The 24,934-nt window shown below is 61.6% G+C and carries 24 protein-coding genes; 9 read left to right on the forward strand and 15 right to left on the reverse strand.

The window, feature by feature from the left end:
* Nucleotide 1 precedes the first annotated feature (1 nt).
* Together rapZ and M5G18_RS10265 are read left to right on the forward strand one after the other, a co-directional pair.
* A complete protein-coding gene (gene rapZ, locus M5G18_RS10260; RefSeq protein ID WP_127796932.1) occupies nucleotides 2-859 on the forward strand; it encodes an RNase adapter RapZ in 858 nt (285 codons plus the stop codon).
* Nucleotides 860-874: 15 nt separating this feature from the next.
* Nucleotides 875-1,150 (forward strand): HPr family phosphocarrier protein, encoded by a 276-nt coding sequence (locus M5G18_RS10265; RefSeq protein WP_007953585.1) that lies wholly within the window; start codon nucleotides 875-877, stop codon nucleotides 1,148-1,150.
* A 39-nt stretch (nucleotides 1,151-1,189) separates the two neighbouring features.
* Here the strand turns inward: M5G18_RS10265 and M5G18_RS10270 are convergent, their stop codons facing one another.
* From M5G18_RS10270 to pmbA, 6 genes are all read right to left on the reverse strand, one after another.
* Entirely contained in the window at nucleotides 1,190-2,083 is an 894-nt protein-coding gene (locus M5G18_RS10270) for a ZIP family metal transporter (protein ID WP_273899658.1), read from the reverse strand.
* A gap of 30 nt (nucleotides 2,084-2,113) precedes the next feature.
* Nucleotides 2,114-2,725, reverse strand: a complete 612-nt coding sequence (locus tag M5G18_RS10275; RefSeq protein WP_045121714.1) for a superoxide dismutase — start codon at nucleotides 2,723-2,725, stop codon at nucleotides 2,114-2,116.
* Nucleotide 2,726: 1 nt separating this feature from the next.
* A complete protein-coding gene (locus M5G18_RS10280) occupies nucleotides 2,727-3,167 on the reverse strand; it encodes a hypothetical protein (protein ID WP_273899657.1) in 441 nt (146 codons plus the stop codon).
* Nucleotides 3,168-3,194: 27 nt separating this feature from the next.
* Nucleotides 3,195-4,571, reverse strand: coding sequence for a class II fumarate hydratase (locus tag M5G18_RS10285; protein ID WP_273899656.1), 1,377 nt, complete (start codon nucleotides 4,569-4,571; stop codon nucleotides 3,195-3,197).
* Nucleotides 4,552-4,959 (reverse strand): FagA protein, encoded by a 408-nt coding sequence (locus M5G18_RS10290; RefSeq protein ID WP_273899655.1) that lies wholly within the window; start codon nucleotides 4,957-4,959, stop codon nucleotides 4,552-4,554. The genes M5G18_RS10285 and M5G18_RS10290 overlap by 20 nt, the downstream gene beginning before the upstream one ends.
* A 161-nt stretch (nucleotides 4,960-5,120) precedes the next feature.
* Nucleotides 5,121-6,467 (reverse strand): metalloprotease PmbA, encoded by a 1,347-nt coding sequence (pmbA, locus tag M5G18_RS10295; RefSeq protein WP_039769277.1) that lies wholly within the window; start codon nucleotides 6,465-6,467, stop codon nucleotides 5,121-5,123.
* A gap of 108 nt (nucleotides 6,468-6,575) precedes the next feature.
* Between pmbA and yjgA the strand changes: the two genes are divergently transcribed.
* A complete protein-coding gene (gene yjgA / locus M5G18_RS10300) occupies nucleotides 6,576-7,100 on the forward strand; it encodes a ribosome biogenesis factor YjgA (RefSeq protein WP_007953598.1) in 525 nt (174 codons plus the stop codon).
* Nucleotides 7,101-7,151: 51 nt separating this feature from the next.
* Here the strand turns inward: yjgA and tldD are convergent, their stop codons facing one another.
* The 8 genes from tldD to mreB all read right to left on the reverse strand — a co-directional run bounded on the left by tldD (nucleotide 7,152) and on the right by mreB (nucleotide 18,366).
* Nucleotides 7,152-8,594: a metalloprotease TldD gene (tldD, locus tag M5G18_RS10305; protein ID WP_011332462.1), complete on the reverse strand. Its 1,443-nt coding sequence runs from the start codon at nucleotides 8,592-8,594 to the stop codon at nucleotides 7,152-7,154.
* 5 nt (nucleotides 8,595-8,599) lie between these two features.
* Entirely contained in the window at nucleotides 8,600-9,460 is an 861-nt protein-coding gene (locus M5G18_RS10310; protein WP_273899654.1) for a carbon-nitrogen hydrolase family protein, read from the reverse strand.
* A gap of 58 nt (nucleotides 9,461-9,518) precedes the next feature.
* Nucleotides 9,519-13,322 carry a YhdP family protein gene (locus tag M5G18_RS10315; RefSeq protein ID WP_273899653.1) on the reverse strand — a complete coding sequence of 1,268 codons (3,804 nt, stop codon included), beginning with the start codon at nucleotides 13,320-13,322 and terminating at the stop codon, nucleotides 9,519-9,521.
* A 75-nt stretch (nucleotides 13,323-13,397) separates the two neighbouring features.
* Nucleotides 13,398-14,855, reverse strand: coding sequence for a ribonuclease G (rng, locus tag M5G18_RS10320; RefSeq protein ID WP_007953605.1), 1,458 nt, complete (start codon nucleotides 14,853-14,855; stop codon nucleotides 13,398-13,400).
* A gap of 57 nt (nucleotides 14,856-14,912) precedes the next feature.
* Complete coding sequence (locus M5G18_RS10325) at nucleotides 14,913-15,509, reverse strand: Maf family protein (protein WP_127796928.1); 597 nt, start codon at nucleotides 15,507-15,509, stop codon at nucleotides 14,913-14,915.
* A 63-nt stretch (nucleotides 15,510-15,572) separates the two neighbouring features.
* Nucleotides 15,573-16,064, reverse strand: coding sequence for a rod shape-determining protein MreD (mreD, locus tag M5G18_RS10330; RefSeq protein WP_064593386.1), 492 nt, complete (start codon nucleotides 16,062-16,064; stop codon nucleotides 15,573-15,575).
* Nucleotides 16,064-17,188 (reverse strand): rod shape-determining protein MreC, encoded by a 1,125-nt coding sequence (mreC, locus tag M5G18_RS10335; RefSeq protein ID WP_273899718.1) that lies wholly within the window; start codon nucleotides 17,186-17,188, stop codon nucleotides 16,064-16,066. The genes mreD and mreC overlap by 1 nt, the downstream gene beginning before the upstream one ends.
* Nucleotides 17,189-17,328: 140 nt before the next feature.
* Complete coding sequence (gene mreB, locus M5G18_RS10340) at nucleotides 17,329-18,366, reverse strand: rod shape-determining protein MreB (protein ID WP_002555108.1); 1,038 nt, start codon at nucleotides 18,364-18,366, stop codon at nucleotides 17,329-17,331.
* 211 nt (nucleotides 18,367-18,577) lie between these two features.
* On the opposite strand from mreB, the gene gatC reads away from it, so the two are divergent.
* The 6 genes from gatC (at nucleotide 18,578) to M5G18_RS10370 (ending at nucleotide 23,797) form a co-directional block, all read left to right on the forward strand.
* Nucleotides 18,578-18,865 (forward strand): Asp-tRNA(Asn)/Glu-tRNA(Gln) amidotransferase subunit GatC, encoded by a 288-nt coding sequence (gatC, locus tag M5G18_RS10345; RefSeq protein WP_007953612.1) that lies wholly within the window; start codon nucleotides 18,578-18,580, stop codon nucleotides 18,863-18,865.
* Nucleotides 18,866-18,881: 16 nt separating this feature from the next.
* A complete protein-coding gene (gene gatA / locus M5G18_RS10350) occupies nucleotides 18,882-20,333 on the forward strand; it encodes an Asp-tRNA(Asn)/Glu-tRNA(Gln) amidotransferase subunit GatA (RefSeq protein ID WP_273899652.1) in 1,452 nt (483 codons plus the stop codon).
* 10 nt (nucleotides 20,334-20,343) lie between these two features.
* Nucleotides 20,344-21,789, forward strand: a complete 1,446-nt coding sequence (gene gatB, locus M5G18_RS10355) for an Asp-tRNA(Asn)/Glu-tRNA(Gln) amidotransferase subunit GatB (protein WP_102686864.1) — start codon at nucleotides 20,344-20,346, stop codon at nucleotides 21,787-21,789.
* Nucleotides 21,790-21,937: 148 nt separating this feature from the next.
* Nucleotides 21,938-22,312: a septal ring lytic transglycosylase RlpA family protein gene (locus M5G18_RS10360; RefSeq protein ID WP_201819026.1), complete on the forward strand. Its 375-nt coding sequence runs from the start codon at nucleotides 21,938-21,940 to the stop codon at nucleotides 22,310-22,312.
* Nucleotides 22,313-22,358: 46 nt separating this feature from the next.
* The gene (locus M5G18_RS10365; protein ID WP_273899650.1) at nucleotides 22,359-23,420 is read left to right on the forward strand and encodes a calcium/sodium antiporter; all 1,062 of its coding nucleotides are present in this window, start codon (nucleotides 22,359-22,361) and stop codon (nucleotides 23,418-23,420) included.
* Nucleotides 23,417-23,797, forward strand: a complete 381-nt coding sequence (locus M5G18_RS10370; protein WP_011332452.1) for a carboxymuconolactone decarboxylase family protein — start codon at nucleotides 23,417-23,419, stop codon at nucleotides 23,795-23,797. Before M5G18_RS10365 ends, M5G18_RS10370 begins: the two co-directional genes overlap by 4 nt.
* Nucleotides 23,798-23,806: 9 nt before the next feature.
* Here the strand turns inward: M5G18_RS10370 and M5G18_RS10375 are convergent, their stop codons facing one another.
* Entirely contained in the window at nucleotides 23,807-24,748 is a 942-nt protein-coding gene (locus M5G18_RS10375; protein ID WP_085702465.1) for an AEC family transporter, read from the reverse strand.
* Between the last annotated feature and the right edge of the window lie 186 nt (nucleotides 24,749-24,934).

A 24,934-nucleotide genomic window follows, 5' to 3' on the forward strand; every position in this document is an offset into this window, starting at 1 on the left:
CATGCGCTTGATCATTGTCAGTGGCCGTTCCGGCTCGGGTAAAAGTACCGCCCTGGATGTCCTTGAGGACAACGGTTACTACTGCATCGATAACCTGCCGGCCGGTCTACTGCCGGAACTGGCCGAACGCGCCCTGATTCACACCGAGCTGGCGCAGCCACTGGTGGCGGTCTCGATCGATGCACGCAATCTACCGAGCCATCTGACCCGATTTCCGGAATTGCTTGAAGACGCCCGTGCCAAGCATATTCAATGCGATGTCCTGTACCTGGATGCCGACGAAGAAACGCTGCTCAAGCGTTTCTCTGAAACTCGTCGCCGCCACCCACTGAGCAACGCCAATCGTTCGCTGGCAGAGGCCATTCAGGATGAAAGCGCCCTGCTCGGCCCCATTGCCGATCTCGCCGACCTGAAAATCAACACCACCAATCTCAACCTGTACCAGCTGCGCGATACCATCAAGCTGCGTCTGTTGAACCAGCCGGAGCCGGGCACGGCGTTTCTGGTGGAGTCGTTCGGTTTCAAACGCGGCATGCCGGTGGATGCGGATCTGGTGTTCGATGTACGCTGCCTGCCGAACCCGTACTGGAAACCGGAGCTGCGAGCGCAATCCGGTCTCGATCAGCCGGTCGCCGAATATCTGGCGGCCCAGCCTGAGGTCGAGGAGATGTACCAGGACATTTATACGTATCTGTACAAATGGTTGCCGCGCTTTGCGGCGAGCAACCGCGCTTACGTCACCATTGCCATCGGCTGCACCGGCGGGCATCACCGTTCCGTTTACCTGACCGAACGTCTTGGCCAGGCGCTGCAGAAGACCCTGAAGAACGTCCAGGTTCGCCACCGCGACCTCAGCTAAAGGATTCACACCGCGATGCCTGCTCGTGAAATCGAAATCATCAACAAGCTGGGCCTGCACGCCCGCGCATCGGCAAAATTCGTCGGAGTGGCGGGCCAGTTTCCCGATTGCACGATCAGAGTGGGCCGCACCCCGGAAACCACGGTCGACGGTAAAAGCATCATGGCGATGATGATGCTCGCGGCCGGCAAGGGCACCAAAATTCACCTGAGTACAGATGGCCACCAGGAACAGGAAGCCATGGACGCGTTGGTGACCCTGATCAACAACTACTTCGACGAAGGTGGTTGAAAACGTTTAAGGCGAGGGAGCCAGCTCCCTCCTCCCGGTTCAACCCAACGCCGTATCCATCACCATCATCAGACAGAAGCCGATCAGCAACCCCAGGCTTGCCAGCTTCTCGTGACCATTGCGTCGCGACTCCGGTATGACCTCGTGGGTCACCACCAGCAGCATCGCGCCCGCCGCCAACGCCAATCCCAAAGGCAGCAACAATTCAGCAAGACTGACTAGCCACGCGCAGAGCAGCGCGAACACCGGTTCGACCAGTCCTGACGCGGCACCAATCAAAAACGCCTTGACCCGCGACATCCCGGCACCAGCCAACACCAGCGCAATCACCAGCCCTTCCGGCACATCCTGCAAGGCAATGCCCATCGCCAGACTGTCTGCATCCGGCATTCCACCACCCGCCGAGACGCCGACCGCCATGCCTTCCGGGATGTTATGGGCAATGATGGCGAACACGAACAACCAGATCCGCGGCGGAATCACCGGGTGCTCGACGGTGCCGATGAGCATTTCCGGCGAGGCGCCTGACACCCGGCGATCAACCAGATACAGGCCGAATGCCCCGAGCATGATGCCGAAACAGATCAGGCCGCTGGCGCCCCAGGGGCTAAGCCCCAGACTTTTGGCGGCGGCGATTCCCGGCACGATCAGCGAAAACGCGGTCGCTGCCAGCATCACGCCGGCGCCAAAACCCAGCAGCGTATCGCCCAGCGCCTGGGGCATGTTGCGGATCACCAGCACCGGAACCGCGCCGAGTGCGGTGCCAAGGGCGCAAATCGCGCCGCCCTGCAATGCCCGCGACAATCTCGGCTCCAGATTCAGCCATTCCAGTCCGTGGGCGACCAGCAAGGTCATGCCCGCCAACAGCAGCAGCGAACCGATTGCGTAACGAAACATACGCCCACTTCCGATCGCCAGTGTTTCAGTGCCCATAGTCAGCCTTGGATTGTTTTTATAGGAGACTTAAACCAGCGCGGCCTGATAGCGCGCAGCGACTTCCGGCCAGTTGATCACGTTGTAGAACGCGCTGATGTATTCCGGCCGACGGTTCTGATAACGCAGGTAGTAAGCGTGCTCCCACACGTCGAGGCCGAGAATCGGCGTGTTGCCGTTCATCAGTGGGCTGTCCTGGTTACCGCTGCTTTCCACCACCAGTTTCTTTTCCGGCGTCACGCTGAGCCACGCCCAGCCACTGCCGAAGCGGGTCAGCGCGGCTTTGGTGAAGGCTTCCTTGAAGCTGTCGAGGCCACCCAGTTGCTCATCGATCGCCTTGGCCAGCGCACCGTCCGGTTTGCCGCCACCGCCGGGCACCATCACTTCCCAGAACAGCGAATGGTTGGCGTGACCGCCGCCCTGGTTGATCACCGCCGCACGAAGCTTTTCCGGCAGTTGCTGGACGCTGGCGACCAGTTTTTCCACCGGCCATTCCGCGAATTCGGTGCCCTCGACTGCAGCGTTCAGATTGTTGATGTAAGTCTGATGATGCTTGGTGTAGTGGATCTCCATGGTTTGCGCATCGATGTGCGGTTCCAGTGCGTCGTAGGCGTAAGGCAAGGCTGGCAGGGTAAAAGCCATTTCAATGGACTCCATTGTGATGTGGGGCAGGCGCGCGGCGCGCATTGCCGGTATCCGGGTGCAGCAAACGCTGGGTACGCGGGTATTCGCCGTGTTCGCTGATGAAATTGAGCAGCTCGACGTAGGTCTTGCTGCTCTGGCGAAGGGCTGCTTCACGCAGCGCCGGGCGCAGGCGCTCGTCCTGCATGGTCTGCAACAGCCGTTGATGGATCGCGCACAAGTATTCGGCGCTCTCCTCCGGCTGATTCAGGCGCAGATGCAAATCGGCCAGGTTGTGGTGGGAGATGACGCAGGCCGCCACCGCTTCGTCGGCATCGGCCCAGCGCTCGAACAACACCTGCGCCAAAGCCAGGGCTTGCAGGTAGGCCTCGCGGGCATCGATCAGCTCGCCCAGCATGAAGCAGCGATTGGCCCGTTCGATCGTGCGTTTCCAGTGCTCCATGGTGAACCTCCAAAGCGGTTGCGGTGCTTACACGCCGCCGGCGGTGAGCTTCTCGGGATTGAGTAACTCTTCCAGCTGACTGCGCGACAGGTCGGTGTGTTCCAGCGCAACGTCGATCACCGGGCGACCCTGTTTGTAGGCCTGCTTGGCGATCTCGGCGGCTTTCTGGTAGCCGATAATCGGATTGAGCGCGGTGACCAGAATCGGATTGCGCGACAGCGCCTCCTTGAGGCGCGACTCGTTGACCTTGAAGCTGGCGATGGCCTTGTCAGCCAGCAGACGGCTGGAGTTGGCCAGCAACTCGATGCTGCTCAACAGGTTCTGGGCGATGATCGGCAACATCACGTTCAGTTCGAAATTGCCCGACTGACCGGCAATGGTGATCACCGAATCGTTGCCGATCACTTGCGCGGCGACCATGGCGGTGGCCTCTGGAATCACCGGGTTGACCTTGCCCGGCATGATCGACGAGCCCGGTTGCAGGCCTTCCAGTTCGATTTCACCGAGACCGGCGAGCGGGCCGGAGTTCATCCAGCGCAGGTCGTTGGCGATTTTCATCAACGACACGGCCGTGGCCTTGAGCTGGCCCGACACGGCCACGGCGGTGTCCTGCGAGCCGATCAGAGCGAACAGATCCTTGCCCGGCGTGAACTGGACGTTGGTCAACTGACTGAGCTGACGGCTGAAACGCGCAGCGAATTCCGGATGCGCATTGATCCCGGTACCGACCGCCGTGCCGCCCTGGGCCAGGGATTGCAGGCTTGGCAGCAAATCCTGCAGGTGACCGATATTGGCCTTGAGCTGCTGCGCCCAACCGTGGAGTACCTGACTCATGCGCACCGGCATCGCGTCCATCAAGTGGGTGCGGCCGGTCTTGACGTGATGATGGACTTGCTCGGACTTGCGCTCGATCACTTGCACCAGGTGCAGCAGCGCCGGCAGCAATTGTTCGTGTAGCGCCAGCGCAGCGCTGACGTGGATGGTGGTCGGAATGATGTCGTTGCTGCTCTGGCCGCAGTTGACGTGATCGTTGGCGTTCACCGGCTCTTCGAGCAGACGGCTGGCCAGGGTGGCGATCACTTCGTTGGCGTTCATGTTGGAGCTGGTGCCGGAGCCGGTCTGGAAGATATCCACCGGGAAGTGCTGCATGAAGTCGCCTTCCAGCAGACCTTGGGCGGCATCGCTGATGGCTTTGCCTTGTGCGGCGCTGAGCTGGTTGAGTTCGACGTTGGCGCGTGCGGCCGCCGCTTTCGCCAGAATCAGGGCGCGGATGAACTGGGTCGGCATCGGTTTGCCGCTGATCGGGAAGTTATCCACTGCGCGCTGGGTCTGCGCGCCGTAGAGAGCGTCCACCGGCACCTGCAGTTCGCCCATGCTGTCGCGCTCAATACGTGTCTTGGTCATCGGTAAATCCTTGGACTAATTCAATGAGAGGAATCGAGGGTTGCAACTCGCAGGTGGCGAGCTGCCAGGTGTAGCTTTGCCAGCGTTTGAGCCGGCATTTGCACAGTGACAGGCGCTCCATTTCACGCAGCGGGCGCCAGGCTTGATCGAGACAGAGGCTGCGCCAGTGCCACGGCAACGTGATGTCGGTGGCCGTGTCGAGCAGCAGACGGAAAGAGGTTTCGGCGACCGTCCAGGGCGAAGTCGCCGTGCACCAGGCCAGATATCGGCCTTCGGCCAGGTAATGCTCGATCAGGCGCGGTTCGTCAGGGTCCATCGCGCAACGGATCTGGCGACTCATCCAGCGCCAGCTTTCGAGATACGGCTGCTCGTGCAAGGCAGAACTCATGATCCTGGGCTCATCCGATAATGAGATTTATTATTAGATGATAATGAGAACCAAAACAAGAGCGGCTTTTTTCTGCCCTCATCCGCTCGAAAAATTCGCGGACACAAAAAAAGGCGCGTCACCCAATCGGGTGACACGCCTTTGTTGTACCTGCCTGCGGCTTAGCTGCCCGCGACAGTCATCTTCTCGATCAACACCGAACCAGTACGAATGTTGCTGCGCAGTTCCAGATCGTTACCCACCGCGACGATCTGCTTGAACATGTCGCGCATGTTGCCGGCGATGGTCACTTCCTGCACCGCGAACTGGATTTCACCGTTCTCGACCCAGAAACCCGCCGCACCACGCGAGTAATCACCGGTCACCATGTTCAGGCCATGGCCCATCAGCTCGGTGACCAGCAGGCCACGCCCCATACGCCGCAGCAACGCAGCCTGGTCTTCATCGCCATGAGTGACGAACAGGTTGTGCACGCCGCCAGCGTTGGCGGTGCTCGGCATGCCGAGTTTGCGACCGGAATAAGTGCCAAGGATGTAAGAGACCAACTCGCCTTTCTCGACGAACGGTTTGGCATAGGTCGCCAGGCCGTCACCATCGTAGGAAGCACTGCCCATGGCACGCATCAGGTGTGGACGCTCGTCGATGGTCAGCCATTCCGGGAACAGCTTCTGCCCCAGGGTGCCTTCGAGGAACGACGATTTGCGGTAGAGACTGCCGCCGGAAATCGCCGACAGGAAGCTGCCGAACAACCCACCCGCCAGTTCCGCCGAAAACAAAACCGGCACTTCGCAGGTCGGCACCGGGCGCGCGCCCAGACGACTTGCTGCCCGCTGTGCCGCGCGCTGGCCAATGCTCACCGGATCCGCCAGCAAGCTGCCCTGACGGTTCACGTCATACCAGTAATCGCGCTGCATCTGGCCGTCGGCCTCGGCGATCATCACGCAGCTCAGGCTGTGTCGGGTCGAAGCGTAACCACCAATGAAACCGTGGCTGTTGCCGTACACGCGGCAGCCCTGATGGGTGCTCAACGTAGTGCCATCGGCATTCTTGATGCGCGCATCGGCGTCGAACGCGGCAGCTTCACAGAGCAACGCCTTTTCGATGGCCTGCTCCGGAGTGATGTCCCATTGGTGGAACAGGTCGAAATCCTGGATATCCCGCGCCATCAGCGCGGCGTCAGCCAGCCCCGAGGCTTCGTCTTCGGAGGTGTGCTTGGCAATCGCCAGCGCCGCAGCGACGGTCTCGCGAATCGCATCCGGCCCGGTGGCAGAGGTGCTGGCCGAACCCTTGCGCTGGCCGACATACAGCGTGATGCCAAAACCCTGGTCGCGGTTGAACTCGACCGTTTCGACTTCACGCTGACGCACCGACGTCGACAGGCCCTGCTCCAGCGACACCGCTACTTCGCAGGCACTGGCACCCTGACGCTTGGCTTCGGCGATGATCTGCTCGACCTGTTCCTGCAGTGCCGGCAATGCCTGTGGGCCGACGCTTTCAACTGCACTCATGCTCATCTCCACTCAAATTCTGCTTTCGGCTGGGGCCTTCGAGCGACCGGGCCGGACAAGCGGCCCCCGACTGGTTATCATGGCGGCGTTTCTTTGCGGACTGCCACCATGGTTGATTCTTACGACGACTCCCTCGATACGGGAGAAAAAAGCAAATCCCAGGTCAAACGCGAGCTGCATGCTCTGGTTGACCTTGGCGAGCGCCTTACAACGCTCAAGCCCGACTTGCAGGCAAAACTGCCATTGACCGACGCCTTGCGCCGGGCCTTGGCCGATGCGCCCAAGCACACCGCGAACATCGCGCGTAAACGGCACTTGCAGTTCATCGGCAAACTGATGCGCGATCAGGACACTGACGCGATTCTCACCTTGCTCGATCAACTCGATGCCTCTACCCGTCAGTACAACGAGCGTTTCCACAACCTCGAACGCTGGCGTGACCGCCTGATCGCCGGTGACGATGCCGTGCTGGAGAAATTCGTCGTCGATTACCCGGACGCCGATCGCCAGCAACTGCGCTCCCTGATCCGTCAGGCCCAGCACGAGGTTGCGCAAAACAAACCTCCTGCCTCGAGCCGCAAGATCTTCAAGTACATCCGTGAGCTGGACGAGACTCAACGCGGCCTGCGTTGATATTCGCCACCGGGTGGCCGCACCGCGCGCCACCCGAAGCTCCATCCCTTCTTATGCGCCCGTGCCACCCACGGTGATCGCATCGATTTTCAGGGTCGGCTGACCGACACCCACCGGCACCGACTGCCCGTCCTTGCCGCAAGTCCCCACACCGCTGTCCAGCGCCAGATCATTACCGACCATCGACACTCGGCTCATCGCTTCCGGACCGTTGCCGATCAACGTTGCGCCTTTGACCGGCGCGGTGATCTTGCCGTCTTCGATCAGGTAAGCCTCGCTGGTGGAAAACACGAACTTGCCGCTGGTGATGTCGACCTGACCGCCGCCGAGGTTGGCGCAGTAGATGCCCTTCTTCACCGAGGCGATGATTTCCGCCGGGTCGCTCTGGCCGCCGAGCATGTAAGTGTTGGTCATCCGAGGCATCGGCAGGTGCGCGTAGGATTCCCGGCGACCGTTGCCGGTGCGGGCAACGCCCATCAGCCGCGCGTTGAGCTTGTCCTGCATGTAGCCCTTGAGTACGCCGTTTTCGATCAGCGTGGTGCACTCGGTCGGCGTGCCTTCGTCGTCGACGCTCAGGGAACCGCGACGACCGCTCAGGGTACCGTCATCGACGATGGTGCAAAGTTTTGATGCAACCATCTCGCCCATGCGCCCGCTGTAAGCCGAACTGCCCTTGCGGTTGAAGTCGCCTTCCAGACCATGACCGACCGCTTCGTGCAGCAGCACGCCGGACCAGCCCGAGCCAAGAACCACCGGCAAGGTGCCGGCCGGTGCCGGAATCGCTTCCAGATTCACCAGCGCCTGACGCAGCGCCTCACGGGCATAACCCATGGCACGATCTTCGGCGAGGAAATAGCGGTAGTCGGTACGCCCGCCGCCGCCGTGACCGCCGCGCTCGCGACGGCCGTTCTGCTCGACGATCACGCTGACGTTGAAGCGCACCAGCGGACGCACGTCGGCAGCCAGTCCACCGTCGGTCGAGGCCACCAGAATACGTTCCCAGACCCCGGCCATGCTCACGCTGACCTGCTGGATACGCGGATCGAGGGCGCGGGTGGCAACGTCGATGCGCTTGAGCAGTTCGACTTTTTCAGCGCGGCTCAACACTTCCAGCGGGTTATCCGGCGCATACAACTGGGCAACGTCCTGGGAGCTGAATGCCTGCACCGTGCCGTTCTGCCCGGCGCGGGAAATCGAACGGGCCGCACGGGCCGCTGCGCCGAGGGCTTCGAGGGTGATCGCGTTGCTGTAGGCGAAACCGGTTTTCTCACCGGACTGCGCACGCACGCCAACACCCTGGTCGAGGTTGAAACTGCCTTCCTTGACGATGCCGTCTTCCAGCGACCAGGACTCGGAAATCTGCCCCTGGAAATACAGGTCGGCCGCATCGATGCCTGGACCCGCCAGATCACCGAGCACGCCTTGCAGGCTCTCGATCGTCACGCCGCCGGGCGCCAACAGGTGATCACTGACTGAGGACAACAACTCGCTCATAGGTTTTACGCCTTAAATTCGTGTTCTGAAGCAGGCCGCTGTGCGCCCTGCGAAAAAAACCGCCGATGACCCGTCACCGGCATTCGCGCCCGGATGGACGCCTGTTCATTGCTGTCGCGTTCGGCCAGCAACACGGCTTCGCCTTGTTCCTGCTGCGCCAGCACGCGGCCCCACGGATCGATAATCGCCCCGTGGCCAAAGGTTTCCCGCGGCCCCGGATGCGTTCCGCCCTGAGCAGCCGCCAACACATAGCACTGGGTTTCAATGGCCCGCGCGCGGATCAATACATCCCAATGCGCCGCCCCCGTCACCGCAGTGAAGGCCGACGGTGCGGTAATCAGTTCAGCCCCGGCTGCGCGCAATTCGCTGTACAGCTCCGGGAAGCGCAGGTCGTAGCACACCGTCAGGCCCAGTCGCCCGACCGGCGTGTCCGCGACCACCACGCCACTGCCATAAGCATAGTCATCGGATTCGCGGTAACGGCCGCGATTGTCCGCCACGTCGACATCGAACAGGTGCAACTTGTCATAGCGTGCAACGATTTCGCCCTGATCGTTCACCAAAAGCGAGCAGGCATGGGACTTGGCCTCAGGCTGACCCACCGGCGGTAACGGCAAGGTGCCGGCCACTATCCATAACTTGAGGTCGCGGGCGGTCTGTTTCAACCACGGCAGGATCGGGCCTTCGCCGAGCGCTTCGGCGCGACCGATGTCGGCGATGTCGCGACGGCCCATGGCTGCGAAGTTTTCCGGCAGCACCGCCAGCTTCGCGCCGGCATTGGCCGCTTGTTCGAGCAAACGTCGGGCATCGCGCAGATTGGCCAGCACATCGCTCTGGCTGACCATTTGAATCACCGCTAAAGACATGGCGCACTCCGCAAGAGGTATGCGGCCATGCTACTCCATCGGCTCAGGGGCTGGCTGTTCAAAAAGGCTTGTCGAAGGTGATTTTCGGCTCTTTCCACGGGCCTTTGACGGTGTATTTGACGCTGGCGAACCGGGCCACGCGATCGCCGATCAGCTTGTCGATCAGGAACAAAGCGCCGCCGACTGCCGGCGCGCCGACAATCAGCGCGGCAATCGGCAGGTTGTTGGTCACCGGCAAAGTCACCAGCAATTTGGCATCCACCTTGTCGCCCACCAGATCCAGCGTGCCATCCAGTTCCAGGTTGCTCGAAGGACCGGTCAACTTGATCGGCTCTTTCGTCACATAAACGCCGTTGGTCGCCACCAGCAATCCCTTGACCCGGTCATAGCTCAGGCCCTTGCCGAACAGGTCGGAGAAGTCGAGGCGCAAACGCCGGCCAATCGAGTTGAAGTTGAGCAGACCGAACACCCGCAATGCCTGAGCGCCACCCTCCACTTCAACAAACTGGCCTTTGTTCAACGACGCATCGAGGGTGCCGGAGAAGCGCTTGGTCGCCAGCCACGCCGGCGAGCCCGGCCAGCGGCCATCGACATCCATGTGGAATTCTTCGCTGGTCACGCTCGGCGCAAAGCCCCAGCCCTTGAGCACATCGGCGAGGTTCTTGCCGCCGATCCGCCCCTTGTACCAACTGGTCGTGGCACCGGGCGTTCCTTCCCAGCCGCCGCTGCCCTGCAGGAGGATGCCCTTGAGGCCCAGATCGAGGTTGTTCAGGGCGATGCCCTTGGCGGTCGGCCGAACCTTGAGCGACCAGCCGCCGACCAGATCCTGGCCCTGGAACAATTGATTGATGGTGATATCCAGCGCCGGAATCTTGCTCGGATCCACCGAAGCCAGCGGGTCCGGTGCGTTCTCGTCGGCCTGCACCGTCGGGTCCGGCGCCGGCAACCGCACGTATTGCAGGTTCACCGCAATCGGCGCGCCCTTGGCGTCGGGAATGCCGGCCGTGCCTTTGGCCTGCTGACTGTCGAGGGCCAGAGCCCAGGCGCCCGGCTTGCGATTCACCTGCACTGCCGCCTGATCCAGCGTGGTGCCGAAGGCCGTGAGTTTGCCGATCTTGAAGTCCGCGCTGCTGAGCAACTGCTTGGCGTTGCCGCCCGGGTCCTGACCCGCGTACTTGTCCAGCAGATCCTGCCAGGGTTTGACGTCCAGCTCGGACAACACGCCGCGTATCCGCAAGCCTTTGTTACCCGGCAACACCGCTTCGCCGGCGCCGAGGAACAACTCGCCCCGACCATCGGCGAAATTATTCGGTGGCGCGGCGAAGGTGAAGTTGGCCAGTTGATCGTAATTGACCCAGTAACGCCGCTCCTGCCCCTGCAAGGTCATGCGGAACACCGTGTCACGCCCGACATCGGCCGCCATGCCGAACGGCGCCGGCAGATCCACCGCCACGCCCTTCAGACTGGAGCTGACCATCAATTGGCTGTCGGCGCCGTCCAGATTCACTTGCAACTGGTAAGGGATGGTTCCGGACACCGGCAACGGCTGAGTCACGCCCAGCCAGTCGGTGAGTTTCTTGACTTCGACCTGCCCTGACGCTGCTACCCGGGTCTTGAGTTTGCCGGGGCCGCCGTCGGCGAAGATCTGCGCAGTCACCGGCTTGTCGAAGGCCCGGGCACTGATGTTCTGCCCGCTCAGGCCCTTGGCGCTGTCGAAGCGGAAATCACCTTTGAGCTGGCTCAGTTCGAGCTTCGGCTCCGCCAGCTTCAATCGCGCATTGGCGGTTTTGAAGTCGACGAGGATTTTTGGCTGATCGCCCTTGGCCAACGGCACATCGAGTTTGAGCTTGCCTTGTAGATCACCCTCGCCTTCCCAACCGGCGAAGGTGTCGGCGGTGCCGATCGGCGCTTCCTGAAGAATCTTCAGGCCATCGCCCAACCCACCCGCGAAGGTGCCGTCGAGGAACATATGGCTGTGCTCACCGCTCGGCACATGGGGAATATTGACGAAAACATCGCTGACCTGGGTATCGAGCAACTGGCCCTTGCTGGCCAGAATCCGCACGCCGCTGTCTTCGATGAACACATCACCGCTGACCTTGCTCACGTGCGGCCAGCCCGGCTGGAAGGCCAACTCGGCATCGTGCACCTTGAAGAACAGACTGATGCTGCGATCCGCTTCCCCGGCGTTCTTGTTCAGCGAGCCCTGATACTGGAAGAAACCCTGATCCACCGCGCCCTTGAGAATCGCCGTACGCAGCCACTCGTCGAGGGCCGGGCTCAGGACTTCCGGCAGGTACTTGGCGGTGTAACGACCGTCGCCATCCACCAGGCCGACCCGCAGGTCCATGTAGTCTTCCTGGCTGTGATCGAAATGCAGGCGGATCAGGAAGTCGCCGGCGATCTTGCCTTCCTCGCCGAGCACTTTCAGGTACGGCGCGATCAGGGTGAAACCTTCTTTGTCGAGCTTCCAGGTCAACCGCGCGTTGGCCTGAATGTATTGCCACGGCTTGGCGAAAATCGGGTCGAGGTGCAGGACGAAATCCTTGCTGTCCATGCGCAGCTCGCCGCCACCGAGGTTACCGGTAAGACTGCCGCTGACATTCCGTGCGGCCGGCGCGCCGTGATAGGCGTCGAACCCGACCTGATCAAGGTTGGCGGCGAAGCCGAACTTGCTGTCGTCGGTGGCGTTCGGCCGGAAATCCAGCAGCACGTTACGCAGCCCGCCGGTCACTTTCAGGCGCTCGACCACGGTGGCGAAGCCTTGGGGCAACGGGCCGAGAGCATTGAGCAAGGGCGTGATCGGGGTCAGGTCGAGCCGGTCGGCCTGCAGATGCCAGAGCTCTTCGTTCTTGTCGGTGGCGGCAGTCTGTTTGATCTGCACATGCGATTCCCAACGGGTTTCGCCGAAATTCATCGCCAGAGAATCAAGCGTGACAGTGGCCCCCTCGGGACCGCGCTGGAAATAGCCGTTGAGCGCCAGATTGTTGATCTGGATAGGCTTGCGCTCGGCGTAAGCACCGGTCAGTTGCGGCGCGTTGAGACGGATCGCGGCACTCTGCAACGCCCCCTCGCGCCAGTTGACCCACAGCTCGCCACCGGCCTTAATCTCGGAGAAATTCCATTGCTGGGTCAGGCGCTCGGGCAGCCATTTTGACCAGTCGCTCTGCGGCAGGCTGACATAACCTTCCACTTCGCTGTTCTGTAACTGACTCGGACGAATCCGCGTGCGCAGGCTCAGCGCCACGGGCTGGCCGTCGGGCAGGGTCAATCGCGCATCGAGGCGCTGACGGCTGGTGCCGGTCTTGAGATTGAGGCCGACATACGTGAGGGTCAGCGGTGCCTGCTCTCGCGGCTGCAAGGTCACCTGACTGTCGAGCACCGACAGTTGCTGAATCATTTGCATGCGGTTGAACAGTTGCTCGGGATCCATGGGCTGATCCTGCTGCACCGGCAAGCCTTCCAGCGCCCACTGTCCGTCTTCGCCTTCCTTGAGGCTGATCTTCAGACCGTTGAGCTCTAGATGGGCGATGCGCACTTCGCGGGCCAGCAGACTGGCCCAGAGGTCAGGCACTGCGCGCACCCGATCCAGGCGCAAGGCATTGGCGCCGCTGCCGACCATCACATCGTGAGCCAGCAGGATCGGTGCAAATCCGCTCCAGTTGCCTTCCAGCTCGCCGATCTGCAGCGGCATGCCCAGCGCGGCACTGGCCTTGTCTTCGATATCGGCGCGGTATTCGGCCACCAGTGGCGTGAGTTCCCGGCCGAGACTGACGTACAACGCCATCAATACCAGAACCAACGCGCACAGGCCCAGACCCCAGCGGGTCAGTGCGGCCAAAATGCGTGTCAGACGTTCCATGTCAGTTGGCTCCCATGGCAAAAATACTGCAAAAAGCTGAGGCCAGCCGTTTCAGGAAAAGGGTGACGCAGGGGTTCAGAGCAGCACCACGTCATATTGTTCCTGGGAATACATGGTTTCTACCTGGAAGCGTATGGTGCGCCCGATGAAACCTTCAAGTTCGGCCACGTTACCGGACTCTTCATCGAGCAGGCGATCCACCACTTTCTGGTTCGCCAGCACCCGATAACCCTCGGCCTGATAGGCCCGGGCTTCACGCAGGATCTCGCGGAAAATCTCGTAGCAAATGGTTTCCGGGGTTTTCAGCTTGCCCCGGCCCTGACAGCTGCTGCACGGTTCGCACAGTACCTGCTCGAGGCTTTCGCGGGTGCGCTTGCGCGTCATCTGCACCAGGCCCAACTCGGTAATACCGATGATGTTGGTCTTGGCGTGATCGCGCTCCAGTTGTTTCTCCAGGGTACGCAGCACCTGACGCTGGTGCTCTTCGTCTTCCATGTCGATGAAGTCGATGATGATGATTCCGCCCAGGTTGCGCAGGCGCATCTGCCGGGCAATCGCGGTCGCGGCTTCGAGGTTGGTCTTGAAGATGGTTTCTTCGAGGTTGCGATGACCGACGAACGCCCCGGTGTTCACGTCGATGGTGGTCATGGCTTCCGCCGGATCGATCACCAGATAACCGCCGGACTTCAGCGGCACCTTGCGCTCCAGGGCTTTCTGGATTTCGTCTTCGACGCCGTACAGGTCAAAGATCGGTCGCTCACCCGGATAGTGTTCCAGACGATCGGCAATTTCCGGCATCAGTTCGGCGACGAACTGCGTGGTTTTCTGGAAGGTTTCCCGGGAGTCGATGCGGATCTTCTCGATCTTCGGGCTGACCAGATCGCGCAGGGTGCGCAGCGCCAGGCCGAGGTCTTCGTAGATCACGCTCGGTGCGCCGATGGTCTTGATCTGTTCGTTGATCTGATCCCACAGGCGGCGCAGGTAGCGGATGTCCATCAGGATCTCATCGGCCCCGGCACCTTCGGCGGCGGTACGCAAAATGAAGCCGCCGGCCTCCTTGATGCCTTCTTTGGCCACGCAATCGCTGACCACCTGCTTGAGGCGTTCGCGCTCGGCCTCGTCTTCGATCTTCAGGGAAATGCCGACGTGGGCGGTGCGCGGCATGTACACCAGATAGCGCGACGGGATCGACAGCTGCGTGGTCAGGCGCGCGCCTTTGGAACCGATCGGATCCTTGGTGACCTGCACCACCAGGCTCTGGCCTTCGTGCACCAGAGCGCTGATGCTTTCCACCGCCGGGCCTTCGCGCAGGGAAATTTCCGAAGCATGAATGAAGGCTGCGCGATCCAGACCGATGTCGACGAAGGCCGCCTGCATGCCCGGCAGGACCCGCACCACCTTGCCTTTATAGATGTTGCCGACGATCCCGCGTTTTTGCGTACGCTCGACGTGCACTTCTTGCAGCACACCGTTTTCGACCACCGCCACGCGCGATTCCATCGGCGTGATGTTGATCAGAATCTCTTCACTCATGGCAGGGTCTCGTTCAGGCATGTTCACGATAATGGCCGCATCTTGTCCGTTCGACGCTTATTGCGCGTTCAGGGTTTGCCAACAGGGTATGCCGAAATGGCCGAGCAGTTCTGCGCTTTCGCACACCGGCAAGCCGACGACCGCCGAGTAACTGCCATTGAGGCCGGCGACGAACACCGCGCCGAGCCCCTGAATGCCGTAGCCACCCGCCTTGTCCCGGGGTTCGCCGCTGGCCCAGTAGGCGGCGGCTTCTTCGCGGCTGATCGACCGGAACCGCACCAGACTGCGCACCACCCGCGACTCGCAGCGCTCGCCGTCGAGCACGGCAATCGCCGTCAGCACTTCATGCTCCTTGCCGGACAACATCATCAGCATGGCGCATGCGTCGGCTTCGTCCACCGGTTTGCCAAGAATTTTGCCGTCCAGCACCACGGCGGTGTCGGCGCCCAGTACGCAAAACGCTACGTCGCAAACGACGGTCCGCCGTCCGGCCTCGGCCTTGCCGCGCGCTAGGCGCTCGACGTAGGCCGATGGGGATTCATTGGCGAGAGGGGTTTCATCGATATCCGCGCTGATGGCGGTAAACGGGATGCCGATCTGCGTGAGCAACTCACGCCGACGCGGCGATCCTGAGGCGAGGTAAAGCGGCTTCATCCAAACATCTCCCTGTTGAGTGCCCTGCCTCATGGCACCGGTGGGGGCCCATGCCTGACCGAATCAGTTGATTTTGTAGCGCCGGCGCAATCCACGCAGAGCGAAGCTGACCCATGGCCAGAGCAAGGCACTGACCAGCGCCGGCAGGACCAGCGCGAGGGTCGGCTGACGGTTGCCGGTCAAGGCACTGAGCCAGAGTTGTACGAGCTGGGCGAGGCCGAAGATCACCAGGATCACCAGGCTCTGCTGCCACATCGGGAACATTCGCAGGCGTTGCTGCAATGACAGCACCAGGAACGTGATCAGGGTCAGGATCAAGGCATTCTGACCGAGCAGATCGCCCTGCAGAACATCTTCGGCCAGTCCCAGGCAGAAGGCCGTGACCATGCCGACCGTATGCGGCAGATACAACGCCCAGAAAGTCAGGAGCAAGGCCAGCCACAGCGGGCGCAGGATTTCCATGAAAATGGGCAGTGGCGACACGCTGAGCAGAATGCCGACAATAAACGTCAGCCAGACAATCCAGCCGTTACGCGATGCGGTAGCCCCGACCATTATTCTTGCCTCCCGGTGGTCGCCGGCGCAGTGACAGGCGGTTTGGCCGCTGGTCGAGCCGCCGGCTGATTCGCCGGTGGTTTGCTGGCCGCTGGTGTGGCTGCAGGCGGTTTGCTTGCAGCGGGTTTGGCCGGTGTAGTGCTGGCAGCAGGCGCAGCCGATGGCGTCGCCGTGGCAGGAGTCGATGCTGCGGCAGGCGGGGTGACGATTTTCGGCACCGTGGACGGAATCACCGGACCACCACCAAAGGCATCGAGGTTTTCCTGAGCCTGCGCGGCATCGTTGGCACGTTCTTCGGCCGTGCGGTTGTCACTGAATACCAGCAGCAGGTAACGGCTACGGTTCAGTGCGGCGGTCGGCACGGCGCGAACAATCGCGAAAGGCTGGCCAGAGTCGTGAATGACTTCCTTGACCGTCGCCACCGGATAACCGGCCGGGAAACGCTGACCGAGACCGGAGCTGACCAGCAGATCACCTTCCTTGACGTCGGCAGTGTCCGCCACGTGGCGCAGTTCCAGACGCTCGGGGTTACCGGTGCCGCTGGCAATCGCCCGCAGACCGTTACGGTTCACCTGCACAGGAATGCTGTGGGTCGAGTCGGTCAGCAGCAACACGCGGGAGGTGTACGGCATCAGTTCGACCACCTGCCCCATCAGGCCGCGAGCATCGAGCACCGGCTGACCGAGCACCACGCCATCACGCTCACCTTTATTGATGATGATGCGATGGGTGAAGGGGTTGGGGTCCATGCCGATCAGCTCGGCCACTTCGACCTTCTCGTTGACCAGCGCGGAGGAATTGAGCAACTCGCGCAGACGGACGTTCTGCTCGGTGAGGGCGGCAAGCTTCTGCATGCGACCCTGCAACAGCAGGTTCTCCGACTTGAGTTTTTCATTTTCGGCGACGAGCTCGGTGCGACTGCCGAACTGGCTGGCGATACCTTCCCACAACCGTCCGGGCAGGTCCGTAATCCAGTAGGCGTCCATCAGCACCAGCGAGGCCTGGCTGCGTACGGGTTTAAGCAGGCTGAAGCGCGCGTCAACGACCATCAGCGCGACCGACAGTACGGCCAGCACCAACAAGCGCACGCCCAGTGAGGGGCCCTTGGCGAAAAGCGGTTTAATAAGCCGCTCCTCCCAGGCAAATGTTCTGTTTATTCATACGGCATCAAACCGGCCTGGATGAAGACTGACAGAAGATAAACGCCAACAGGCAGCACTGCAAAGTGCTGCCTGTGCGCTCACCCACGTATTGCACCCGGCGATTATTCGCTGGAGAGCAGGTCCATGGTGTGCTTGTCCATCATTTCCAATGCACGGCCACCGCCGCGAGCGACGCAGGTCAGCGGATCTTCGGCAACAATCACCGGCAGACCGGTTTCCTGGGCCAGCAGCTTGTCGAGGTCACGCAGCAGCGCGCCACCACCGGTCAGCACCAGGCCACGCTCGGCGATGTCGGAAGCCAGTTCCGGCGGCGATTGCTCCAGAGCGCTTTTCACGGCCTGAACGATGGTTGCCAGCGACTCTTGCAGAGCTTCCAGCACTTCGTTGGAGTTCAGGGTGAATGCGCGTGGAACGCCTTCGGCCAGGTTGCGACCGCGAACGTCGACTTCGCGAACTTCGCCGCCCGGGTAGGCCGTACCGATTTCCTGCTTGATACGCTCGGCGGTGGATTCGCCGATCAGGCTGCCGTAGTTACGGCGCACGTAGGTGATGATCGCTTCGTCGAAGCGGTCGCCGCCAACGCGTACGGATTCGGCATAGACCACACCGTTCAGGGAGATCAACGCGATTTCGGTAGTACCACCACCGATATCCACGACCATCGAGCCGCGTGCTTCTTCAACCGGCAGGCCGGCACCGATCGCAGCAGCCATCGGCTCTTCGATCAGGAACACTTCACGGGCACCGGCGCCAAGGGCCGATTCACGGATGGCACGACGCTCAACCTGGGTGGATTTGCATGGAACGCAGATCAGCACACGAGGGCTGGGCTGCAGAAAGCTGTTTTCGTGAACCTTGTTAATAAAGTATTGCAGCATCTTTTCGCAGACGCTGAAGTCGGCGATCACGCCGTCCTTCATCGGACGAATGGCAGCAATGTTGCCCGGCGTACGGCCGAGCATGCGCTTGGCCTCGGTGCCGACAGCGACGACACTTTTCTGGTTACCGTGTGTCCGAATGGCCACAACCGATGGCTCATTCAGGACGATACCGCGCTCGCGCACGTAAATAAGGGTGTTGGCAGTGCCCAGGTCAATGGAAAGATCGCTGGAAAACATGCCACGCAGTTTCTTGAACATGGGAAAGGGACCCTAGGCAACGCGTGGGTAAAAAAGTGCGGCAAACTCTAACAACGACAGGGATTTTGGGCAAGGCGCCAATATGTTAAATTGGCCGCTTTTCTGTGCACCAAGCCCCACAATCGCGGCCTTATGACCGTAGAAGTGCGGTAGTGTTCCGACAATCTAACACACGGACGCCGTCCGTCCTGTTTTCCACTGGAGAAACCCGATGGCGCTAGAACGCTCCGACGTGGAAAAAATCGCTCATCTGGCCAGCCTTGGCCTGAATGACGCCGATCTTCCACACATCACTTCGGCCCTCAACAGCATTCTCGGGCTGGTCGACGAAATGCAGGCGGTCAATACCGACGGTATCGAGCCGCTGGCCCACCCGCTGGAAGCCAGTCAGCGCCTGCGCGCCGACGTCGTGACCGAAAGCAATAACCGCGAGGCTTATCAGTCCATCGCACCAGCGGTCGAAAACGGCCTGTACCTGGTTCCGAAAGTCATCGACTAAAGGGAAAGAGCCTGCAATGCATCAATTGACTCTGGCCGAGATCGCCCGCGGTCTCGCCGATAAAAAGTTTTCTTCCGAAGAGCTGACCAAAGTCCTGCTGGCGCGCATTACCCAGCTCGATCCGCAGCTCAACAGTTTCATCAGCCTCACCGAAGAGCTGGCCCTCGAGCAGGCGAAAGCCGCCGACGTGCGCCGGGCCAATGGTGAGAGCGGCGCGCTGCTTGGCGCGCCGATCGCCCACAAAGACCTGTTCTGCACCCAGGGCATCCGCACCAGCTGCGGCTCGAAGATGCTCGACAACTTCAAGGCTCCATACGACGCCACCGTGGTGTCGAAGCTGGCCGCCGCCGGCACCGTGACACTGGGCAAAACCAACATGGACGAATTCGCCATGGGTTCGGCCAACGAGTCGAGCTGGTACGGCGCGGTGAAAAACCCGTGGAACCTGGAACACGTGCCGGGCGGTTCGTCCGGTGGTTCGGCGGCGGCAGTTGCCGCTCGTCTGTTGCCTGCCGCAACGGCCACCGACACTGGCGGCTCGATCCGTCAGCCGGCTGCATTTACCAACCTCACCGGCCTGAAACCGACCTACGGTCGCGTGTCGCGCTGGGGCATGATCGCTTACGCCTCCAGCCTCGATCAGGGCGGCCCATTGGCTCGCACTGCCGAAGACTGCGCGATTTTGTTGCAAGGTATGGCCGGCTTCGATCCGAACGACTCCACCAGCATCGATGAGCCGGTGCCGGACTACGCCGCCGGTCTGAATGGCTCGCTGCAAGGTCTGCGTATCGGCGTGCCGAAGGAATACTTCGGTGCCGGTCTCGACCCGCGCATCGCCGACCTGATCCAGAACAGCATCAAAGAGCTGCAGAAGCTCGGTGCCGTGATCAAGGAAATCAGCCTGCCGAACATGCAGCACGCGATTCCTGCGTACTACGTGATCGCCCCGGCAGAAGCCTCCTCCAACCTGTCGCGTTTCGACGGCGTGCGCTTCGGCCACCGCTGCGAAGATCCGAAGAACCTGGAAGACCTGTACAAGCGCTCCCGTGGCGAAGGCTTTGGTGCCGAAGTGCAACGCCGGATCATGGTCGGTGCCTACGCGCTGTCCGCCGGTTACTACGACGCCTACTACCTGAAAGCGCAGAAGATCCGTCGTCTGGTGAAGAACGACTTCATGACCGCCTTTAATGAAGTCGACATCATCCTCGGCCCGACCACGCCAAACCCGGCCTGGAAACTCGGCGCCAAGAACAGCGACCCGGTCGCTGCCTATCTGGAAGACGTCTACACCATCACCGCCAACCTCGCGGGCCTGCCGGGGCTGTCGATGCCAGCCGGTTTTGTCGACGGTCTGCCGGTCGGCGTGCAGCTGCTCGCTCCGTATTTCCAGGAAGGCCGTTTGCTCAACGTTGCGCACCAGTATCAGTTGAACACTGACTGGCACACCCGCACCCCAACCGGCTTCTGAGGAGACACACATGCAATGGGAAGTCGTGATCGGGCTGGAGATTCACACCCAGCTCACCACCCGGTCGAAAATCTTTTCCGGTAGTTCCACCACCTTCGGCTCCGAGCCGAACACCCAGGCCAGCCTGATCGACCTGGGCATGCCCGGCGTGCTGCCGGTGCTGAACCAGGAAGCGGTGCGCATGGCGGTGATGTTCGGTCTGGCGATTGACGCCGAGATCGGTCAGCACAACGTGTTCGCGCGTAAAAACTACTTCTACCCGGACCTGCCGAAGGGCTACCAGATCAGCCAGATGGAATTGCCGATCGTCGGCAAGGGCCACCTGGACATCGCCCTGGAGGACGGCACGGTCAAACGCGTCGGCATCACCCGCGCGCACCTGGAAGAAGACGCCGGCAAGAGCCTGCACGAGGAATTCAGCGGTGCCACCGGCATCGACCTGAACCGTGCCGGCACGCCGCTGCTGGAAATCGTTTCCGAGCCTGACATGCGCAGCGCCAAGGAAGCTGTGGCCTACGTCAAGGCGATCCACGCGCTGGTGCGTTACCTGGGCATCTGCGATGGCAACATGGCCGAAGGTTCGCTGCGTTGCGACTGCAACGTGTCGATCCGTCCGAAAGGCCAGGTTGAATTCGGCACCCGCTGCGAGATCAAGAACGTCAACTCGTTCCGCTTCATCGAGAAGGCGATCAACTCCGAGATCCAGCGTCAGATCGACCTGATCGAAGACGGCGGCAAAGTGATCCAGCAGACCCGTCTGTACGATCCGAACAAGGACGAAACCCGTCCGATGCGCAGCAAAGAGGAAGCCAACGACTACCGTTACTTCCCCGATCCGGACCTGCTGCCGGTGGTCATCGAGGACTCGTTCCTCAATGACGTGCGCGCCACCCTGCCGGAACTGCCACCGCAGAAACGCGAGCGCTTCCAGAGTGCGTTCGGTCTGTCGGCCTACGACGCCAACGTGCTGGCCACCAGCCGTGAGCAGGCGGACTACTTCGAGAAAGTCGCAGCCATCGGCGGCGACGCCAAACTGGCGGCGAACTGGGTGATGGTCGAGTTGGGCAGCCTGCTCAACAAACAGAACCTGGACATCGAGGATTCGCCGGTTTCGGCCGAGCAACTGGGCGGCATGCTGCAGCGCATCAAGGACAACACCATCTCCGGCAAGATCGCCAAGGTGGTGTTCGAAGCGATGGCCAACGGCGAAGGCAGCGCAGACGAGATCATCGAAAAGCGCGGCCTGAAGCAGGTTACCGACACCGGCGCAATCTCGGCGGTGCTGGACGAAATGCTCGCAGCCAACGCCGAGCAGGTCGAGCAATACCGCGCGGCAGACGAAGCCAAGCGCGGCAAGATGTTCGGCTTCTTCGTCGGTCAGGCCATGAAAGCCTCCAAAGGCAAGGCCAACCCGCAGCAAGTGAACGAACTGCTGAAAAGCAAGCTCGAAGGCTGACCACAATGGAGCCAGATTTCAAACCTGGCTCTGATCCCTGTGGGAGCGAGCCTGCTCGCGATAGCGCAATTTCAGACACCGCAAAGGTGACTGCAAGACTGCCATCGCGAGCAGGCTCGCTCCCACATTGTTATCTGGGAGCTTTCGAATGAAACGTCTGCTCGGCGCCTGCGCCCTGCTCTCTTTGCTGGCCGGTTGCGCCAGCACCGATGTCATTGACCCGCACGGTTACGACCAGACCGGCGTCGCCTCCTATTACGGTGCCAAGCACCACGGTAAACGCACCGCCAGCGGCGAAGCGTTCAACCAGAATTCCCTGACCGCCGCCCACCGCCAGTTGCCGTTCGGCACGCGGGTGAAGGTCACCAACCTGAAAAACGATGAATCCGTCGTGGTCCGCATCAACGACCGTGGCCCGCACACCCGTGGCCGTCTGATCGATGTTTCACGTGCGGCGGCTGAACAGCTCGGTATGCTGCGCAGTGGAACCGCCCGGGTCCGGATCCAGGCCCTCGACGACTGATGGAGCGTCCACCATTTTCGGACTGACCGACTTACCCCTAATCAGCGTGATCGAATTGCTCAGCGGGCTGTTCCTGCTGATCGCCGGCGCCGAGCTGATGGTGCGCGCCGCCGTGCGCCTGGCCGCGCGCCTGTATGTACGACCGCTGATCATCGGCCTGACCATCGTCGCCCTCGGCAGCAGCGCCCCGCAAATGGCCGTCAGCCTGCAAGCCGTGCAGGCACACACGCCGGACATCGCCGTCAGCAGCGTGATCGGCAGCAGCATTTTCAACATTCTCGTCACCCTCGGCCTGTCGGCGCTGATCATCCCGCTGCGGGTGTCGCGGCAACTGGTGCGCCTCGACATCCCGTTGATGATCGGCGCCAGCCTGCTGGTGTTCGTGCTGGCGTGGAATGAAGAACTCGGGCGCTTCGACGGTATTCTGCTGCTCGGCGCTCTCGCACTATATCTCGGATTATTGCTGCGCCAGTCGCGGCACTCGACCCGCCCGCATTCCGATCAACCGCACGATCCGCAGGCACCGTGGTTCACCAGCCTGCTGATGATTGTCGGCGGTCTGGGCATGCTGGTGTTCGCCGGGCACCTGCTGCTGGGCGCCGCCGTGGTCGTCGCCACTGACCTGGGATTCTCGGAACGGGTGATCGGCCTGACCGTGGTCGCGGTCGGCACTTCGCTGCCGGAACTCGCCACCTCGTTGATCGCCGCGCTGCGCGGTCAACGGGACATCGCCGTGGGCAACGTGATCGGCGCCAATCTGTTCAACCTGCTTGGGGTGCTGGGCCTCACCGCACTGATCGCGCCGACACCGCTGTCGGTCTCGCCGAACGCGCTGGATTTCGACCTGCCGGTGATGCTCGGCGTCGCCGCGCTGTGCCTGCCGGTGTTCTATTCCGGTTACCGCGTGACCCGGGCCGAAGGTCTGTTGCTGCTTGGTTTGTACCTGGCGTACGGGCTGCACGTGGTGTCGTTCACCACCGGTATGCCACTGGCCGGCAAACTCGAGCGGTTGATGCTGTTTTATGTGCTGCCGACGCTCCTGACGTTTCTGTTTTTCACGTCCGTACGCGCCTGGCGCCGCCAACACCACAAGAGGGATGTGCCATGACCGAATCGAAGAAATCCGGGGTTGAAGTCCGCCGTCAGGTAATGGGCGACGCGTTTGTCGACCGCGCGCTGGGCAATGCCACCGAGTTCACTCAACCGTTGCAGGACTTCGTCAACGAACACGCCTGGGGCGGCGTGTGGAATCGCGAAGGTTTGCCGCTGAAAACCCGCAGCCTGATCACCCTTGCCGCACTGACCGCGCTGAAGTGCCCGCAGGAATTGAAAGGTCACGTGCGCGGCGCGTTGAACAATGGCTGCACGGTCGATGAGATCCGTGAAGCGCTGCTGCATTGCGCGGTGTATGCCGGCGTGCCGGCGGCGATCGATGCGTTTCGCGCGGCGCAGGAAGTGATCGACAGTTACCAGAAGCCCGAGTAACCGCCGGCCTCAGATCCACCCGCCCCACTGCAAGAAGAAGATCCCGATGTTGGTGGTGATCGCCGCCATCAACGTGGTCAGCACGATGATCGCCGCCGCCAGTTCATGATTGCCCTGGGCCGCCCGGGCCATGACAAAACTGGCGGCAGCGGTCGGGCTGCCGAAGTACAGAAACAGAATCCCCAGCTCCGCCCCGCGAAAGCCCCACAGCCATGCGCCCAGCGTGGCGATCACCGGCAGGCCGATCATCTTCACCAGACTCGAACTGAGCGCCATGTTGCCGCTCTTGCGCAGCGCCGCCAGCGACAGCGTGCCGCCAATGCAGATCAGCGCCAGCGGCAACGTGGTTTGTGCCAGGTACTGGCCGGAGGTTTCCAGCCAGCCCGGCAGACCGATCTTGAAATAAGCGAACGGCGCCGCTGCGATCACGCTGATGATCAGCGGATTGCTGACCACGCTTTTGCAGATGCTCCAGGGGTCGGACTTGATCACCGGGCTGTAGACCGCCAGCACGATGGTCGACAGGGTGTTGTAGAACAGGATCACCAGCGCCGCGAGAATCGCTCCGAGGGAAATCCCGTAGTCGCCGTACATGCTAGCGGCGAGCGCCAGACCGATCACCCCGTTGTTGCCGCGAAACGCACCTTGGGTGTAGATGCCGCGATCTTCACGCGGACAACGGAAAATCGCCCAGCCCCAGGCCACGGCAAAACTGACCAGCGTGGCGAGGGCGAAATAGATCAGCAGTGCCGGTTGCAGCGCCGCGTGCAGGTCGGCATGCAGGATGCCGAGAAACAGCAGCGCCGGCATGGTGACGTTGAACACCAGCGACGAGGCCGTGTGGATGAAGTTGTCGTTGATCCAGTCGATGCGCTTGAGCAGCACACCGAGAAACAGCATGGCAAACACCGGCGCGGTGATGTTCAGGGTTTCGAGGAAAATTGCCAGCATGCCGGGGAGCCTTGGAGGTGAGCGTCGTTAGGGGGCTAATGATAAGCCACTTCGGGCTGTTTGCCCCTCAAAAGCCCCTCACCCTAGCCCTCTCCCGGAGGGAGAGGGAGCCGATCGGGGGATATTCAAGAGGTCCGCCGACCTGAACTGACTTTGCCGAATCCATAATCGACTCGGTCTTGCAGG

Origin of the sequence: Pseudomonas aphyarum, assembly GCF_028657055.1 — a bacterium.
Taxonomy (GTDB): domain Bacteria; phylum Pseudomonadota; class Gammaproteobacteria; order Pseudomonadales; family Pseudomonadaceae; genus Aquipseudomonas; species Aquipseudomonas aphyarum.

Coding starts and splice junctions, on each gene's coding strand:
- rapZ (WP_127796932.1), top strand. CDS start 2: ATGCGCTTGATCATTGTCAGTGGCCGTTCCGGCTCGGGTAAAAGTACC.
- M5G18_RS10265 (WP_007953585.1), top strand. CDS start 875: ATGCCTGCTCGTGAAATCGAAATCATCAACAAGCTGGGCCTGCACGCC.
- M5G18_RS10270 (WP_273899658.1), bottom strand. CDS start 2,083: ATGGGCACTGAAACACTGGCGATCGGAAGTGGGCGTATGTTTCGTTAC.
- M5G18_RS10275 (WP_045121714.1), bottom strand. CDS start 2,725: ATGGCTTTTACCCTGCCAGCCTTGCCTTACGCCTACGACGCACTGGAA.
- M5G18_RS10280 (WP_273899657.1), bottom strand. CDS start 3,167: ATGGAGCACTGGAAACGCACGATCGAACGGGCCAATCGCTGCTTCATG.
- M5G18_RS10285 (WP_273899656.1), bottom strand. CDS start 4,571: ATGACCAAGACACGTATTGAGCGCGACAGCATGGGCGAACTGCAGGTG.
- M5G18_RS10290 (WP_273899655.1), bottom strand. CDS start 4,959: ATGAGTTCTGCCTTGCACGAGCAGCCGTATCTCGAAAGCTGGCGCTGG.
- pmbA (WP_039769277.1), bottom strand. CDS start 6,467: ATGAGTGCAGTTGAAAGCGTCGGCCCACAGGCATTGCCGGCACTGCAG.
- yjgA (WP_007953598.1), top strand. CDS start 6,576: ATGGTTGATTCTTACGACGACTCCCTCGATACGGGAGAAAAAAGCAAA.
- tldD (WP_011332462.1), bottom strand. CDS start 8,594: ATGAGCGAGTTGTTGTCCTCAGTCAGTGATCACCTGTTGGCGCCCGGC.
- M5G18_RS10310 (WP_273899654.1), bottom strand. CDS start 9,460: ATGTCTTTAGCGGTGATTCAAATGGTCAGCCAGAGCGATGTGCTGGCC.
- M5G18_RS10315 (WP_273899653.1), bottom strand. CDS start 13,322: ATGGAACGTCTGACACGCATTTTGGCCGCACTGACCCGCTGGGGTCTG.
- rng (WP_007953605.1), bottom strand. CDS start 14,855: ATGAGTGAAGAGATTCTGATCAACATCACGCCGATGGAATCGCGCGTG.
- M5G18_RS10325 (WP_127796928.1), bottom strand. CDS start 15,509: ATGAAGCCGCTTTACCTCGCCTCAGGATCGCCGCGTCGGCGTGAGTTG.
- mreD (WP_064593386.1), bottom strand. CDS start 16,064: ATGGTCGGGGCTACCGCATCGCGTAACGGCTGGATTGTCTGGCTGACG.
- mreB (WP_002555108.1), bottom strand. CDS start 18,366: ATGTTCAAGAAACTGCGTGGCATGTTTTCCAGCGATCTTTCCATTGAC.
- gatC (WP_007953612.1), top strand. CDS start 18,578: ATGGCGCTAGAACGCTCCGACGTGGAAAAAATCGCTCATCTGGCCAGC.
- gatA (WP_273899652.1), top strand. CDS start 18,882: ATGCATCAATTGACTCTGGCCGAGATCGCCCGCGGTCTCGCCGATAAA.
- gatB (WP_102686864.1), top strand. CDS start 20,344: ATGCAATGGGAAGTCGTGATCGGGCTGGAGATTCACACCCAGCTCACC.
- M5G18_RS10360 (WP_201819026.1), top strand. CDS start 21,938: ATGAAACGTCTGCTCGGCGCCTGCGCCCTGCTCTCTTTGCTGGCCGGT.
- M5G18_RS10370 (WP_011332452.1), top strand. CDS start 23,417: ATGACCGAATCGAAGAAATCCGGGGTTGAAGTCCGCCGTCAGGTAATG.
- M5G18_RS10375 (WP_085702465.1), bottom strand. CDS start 24,748: ATGCTGGCAATTTTCCTCGAAACCCTGAACATCACCGCGCCGGTGTTT.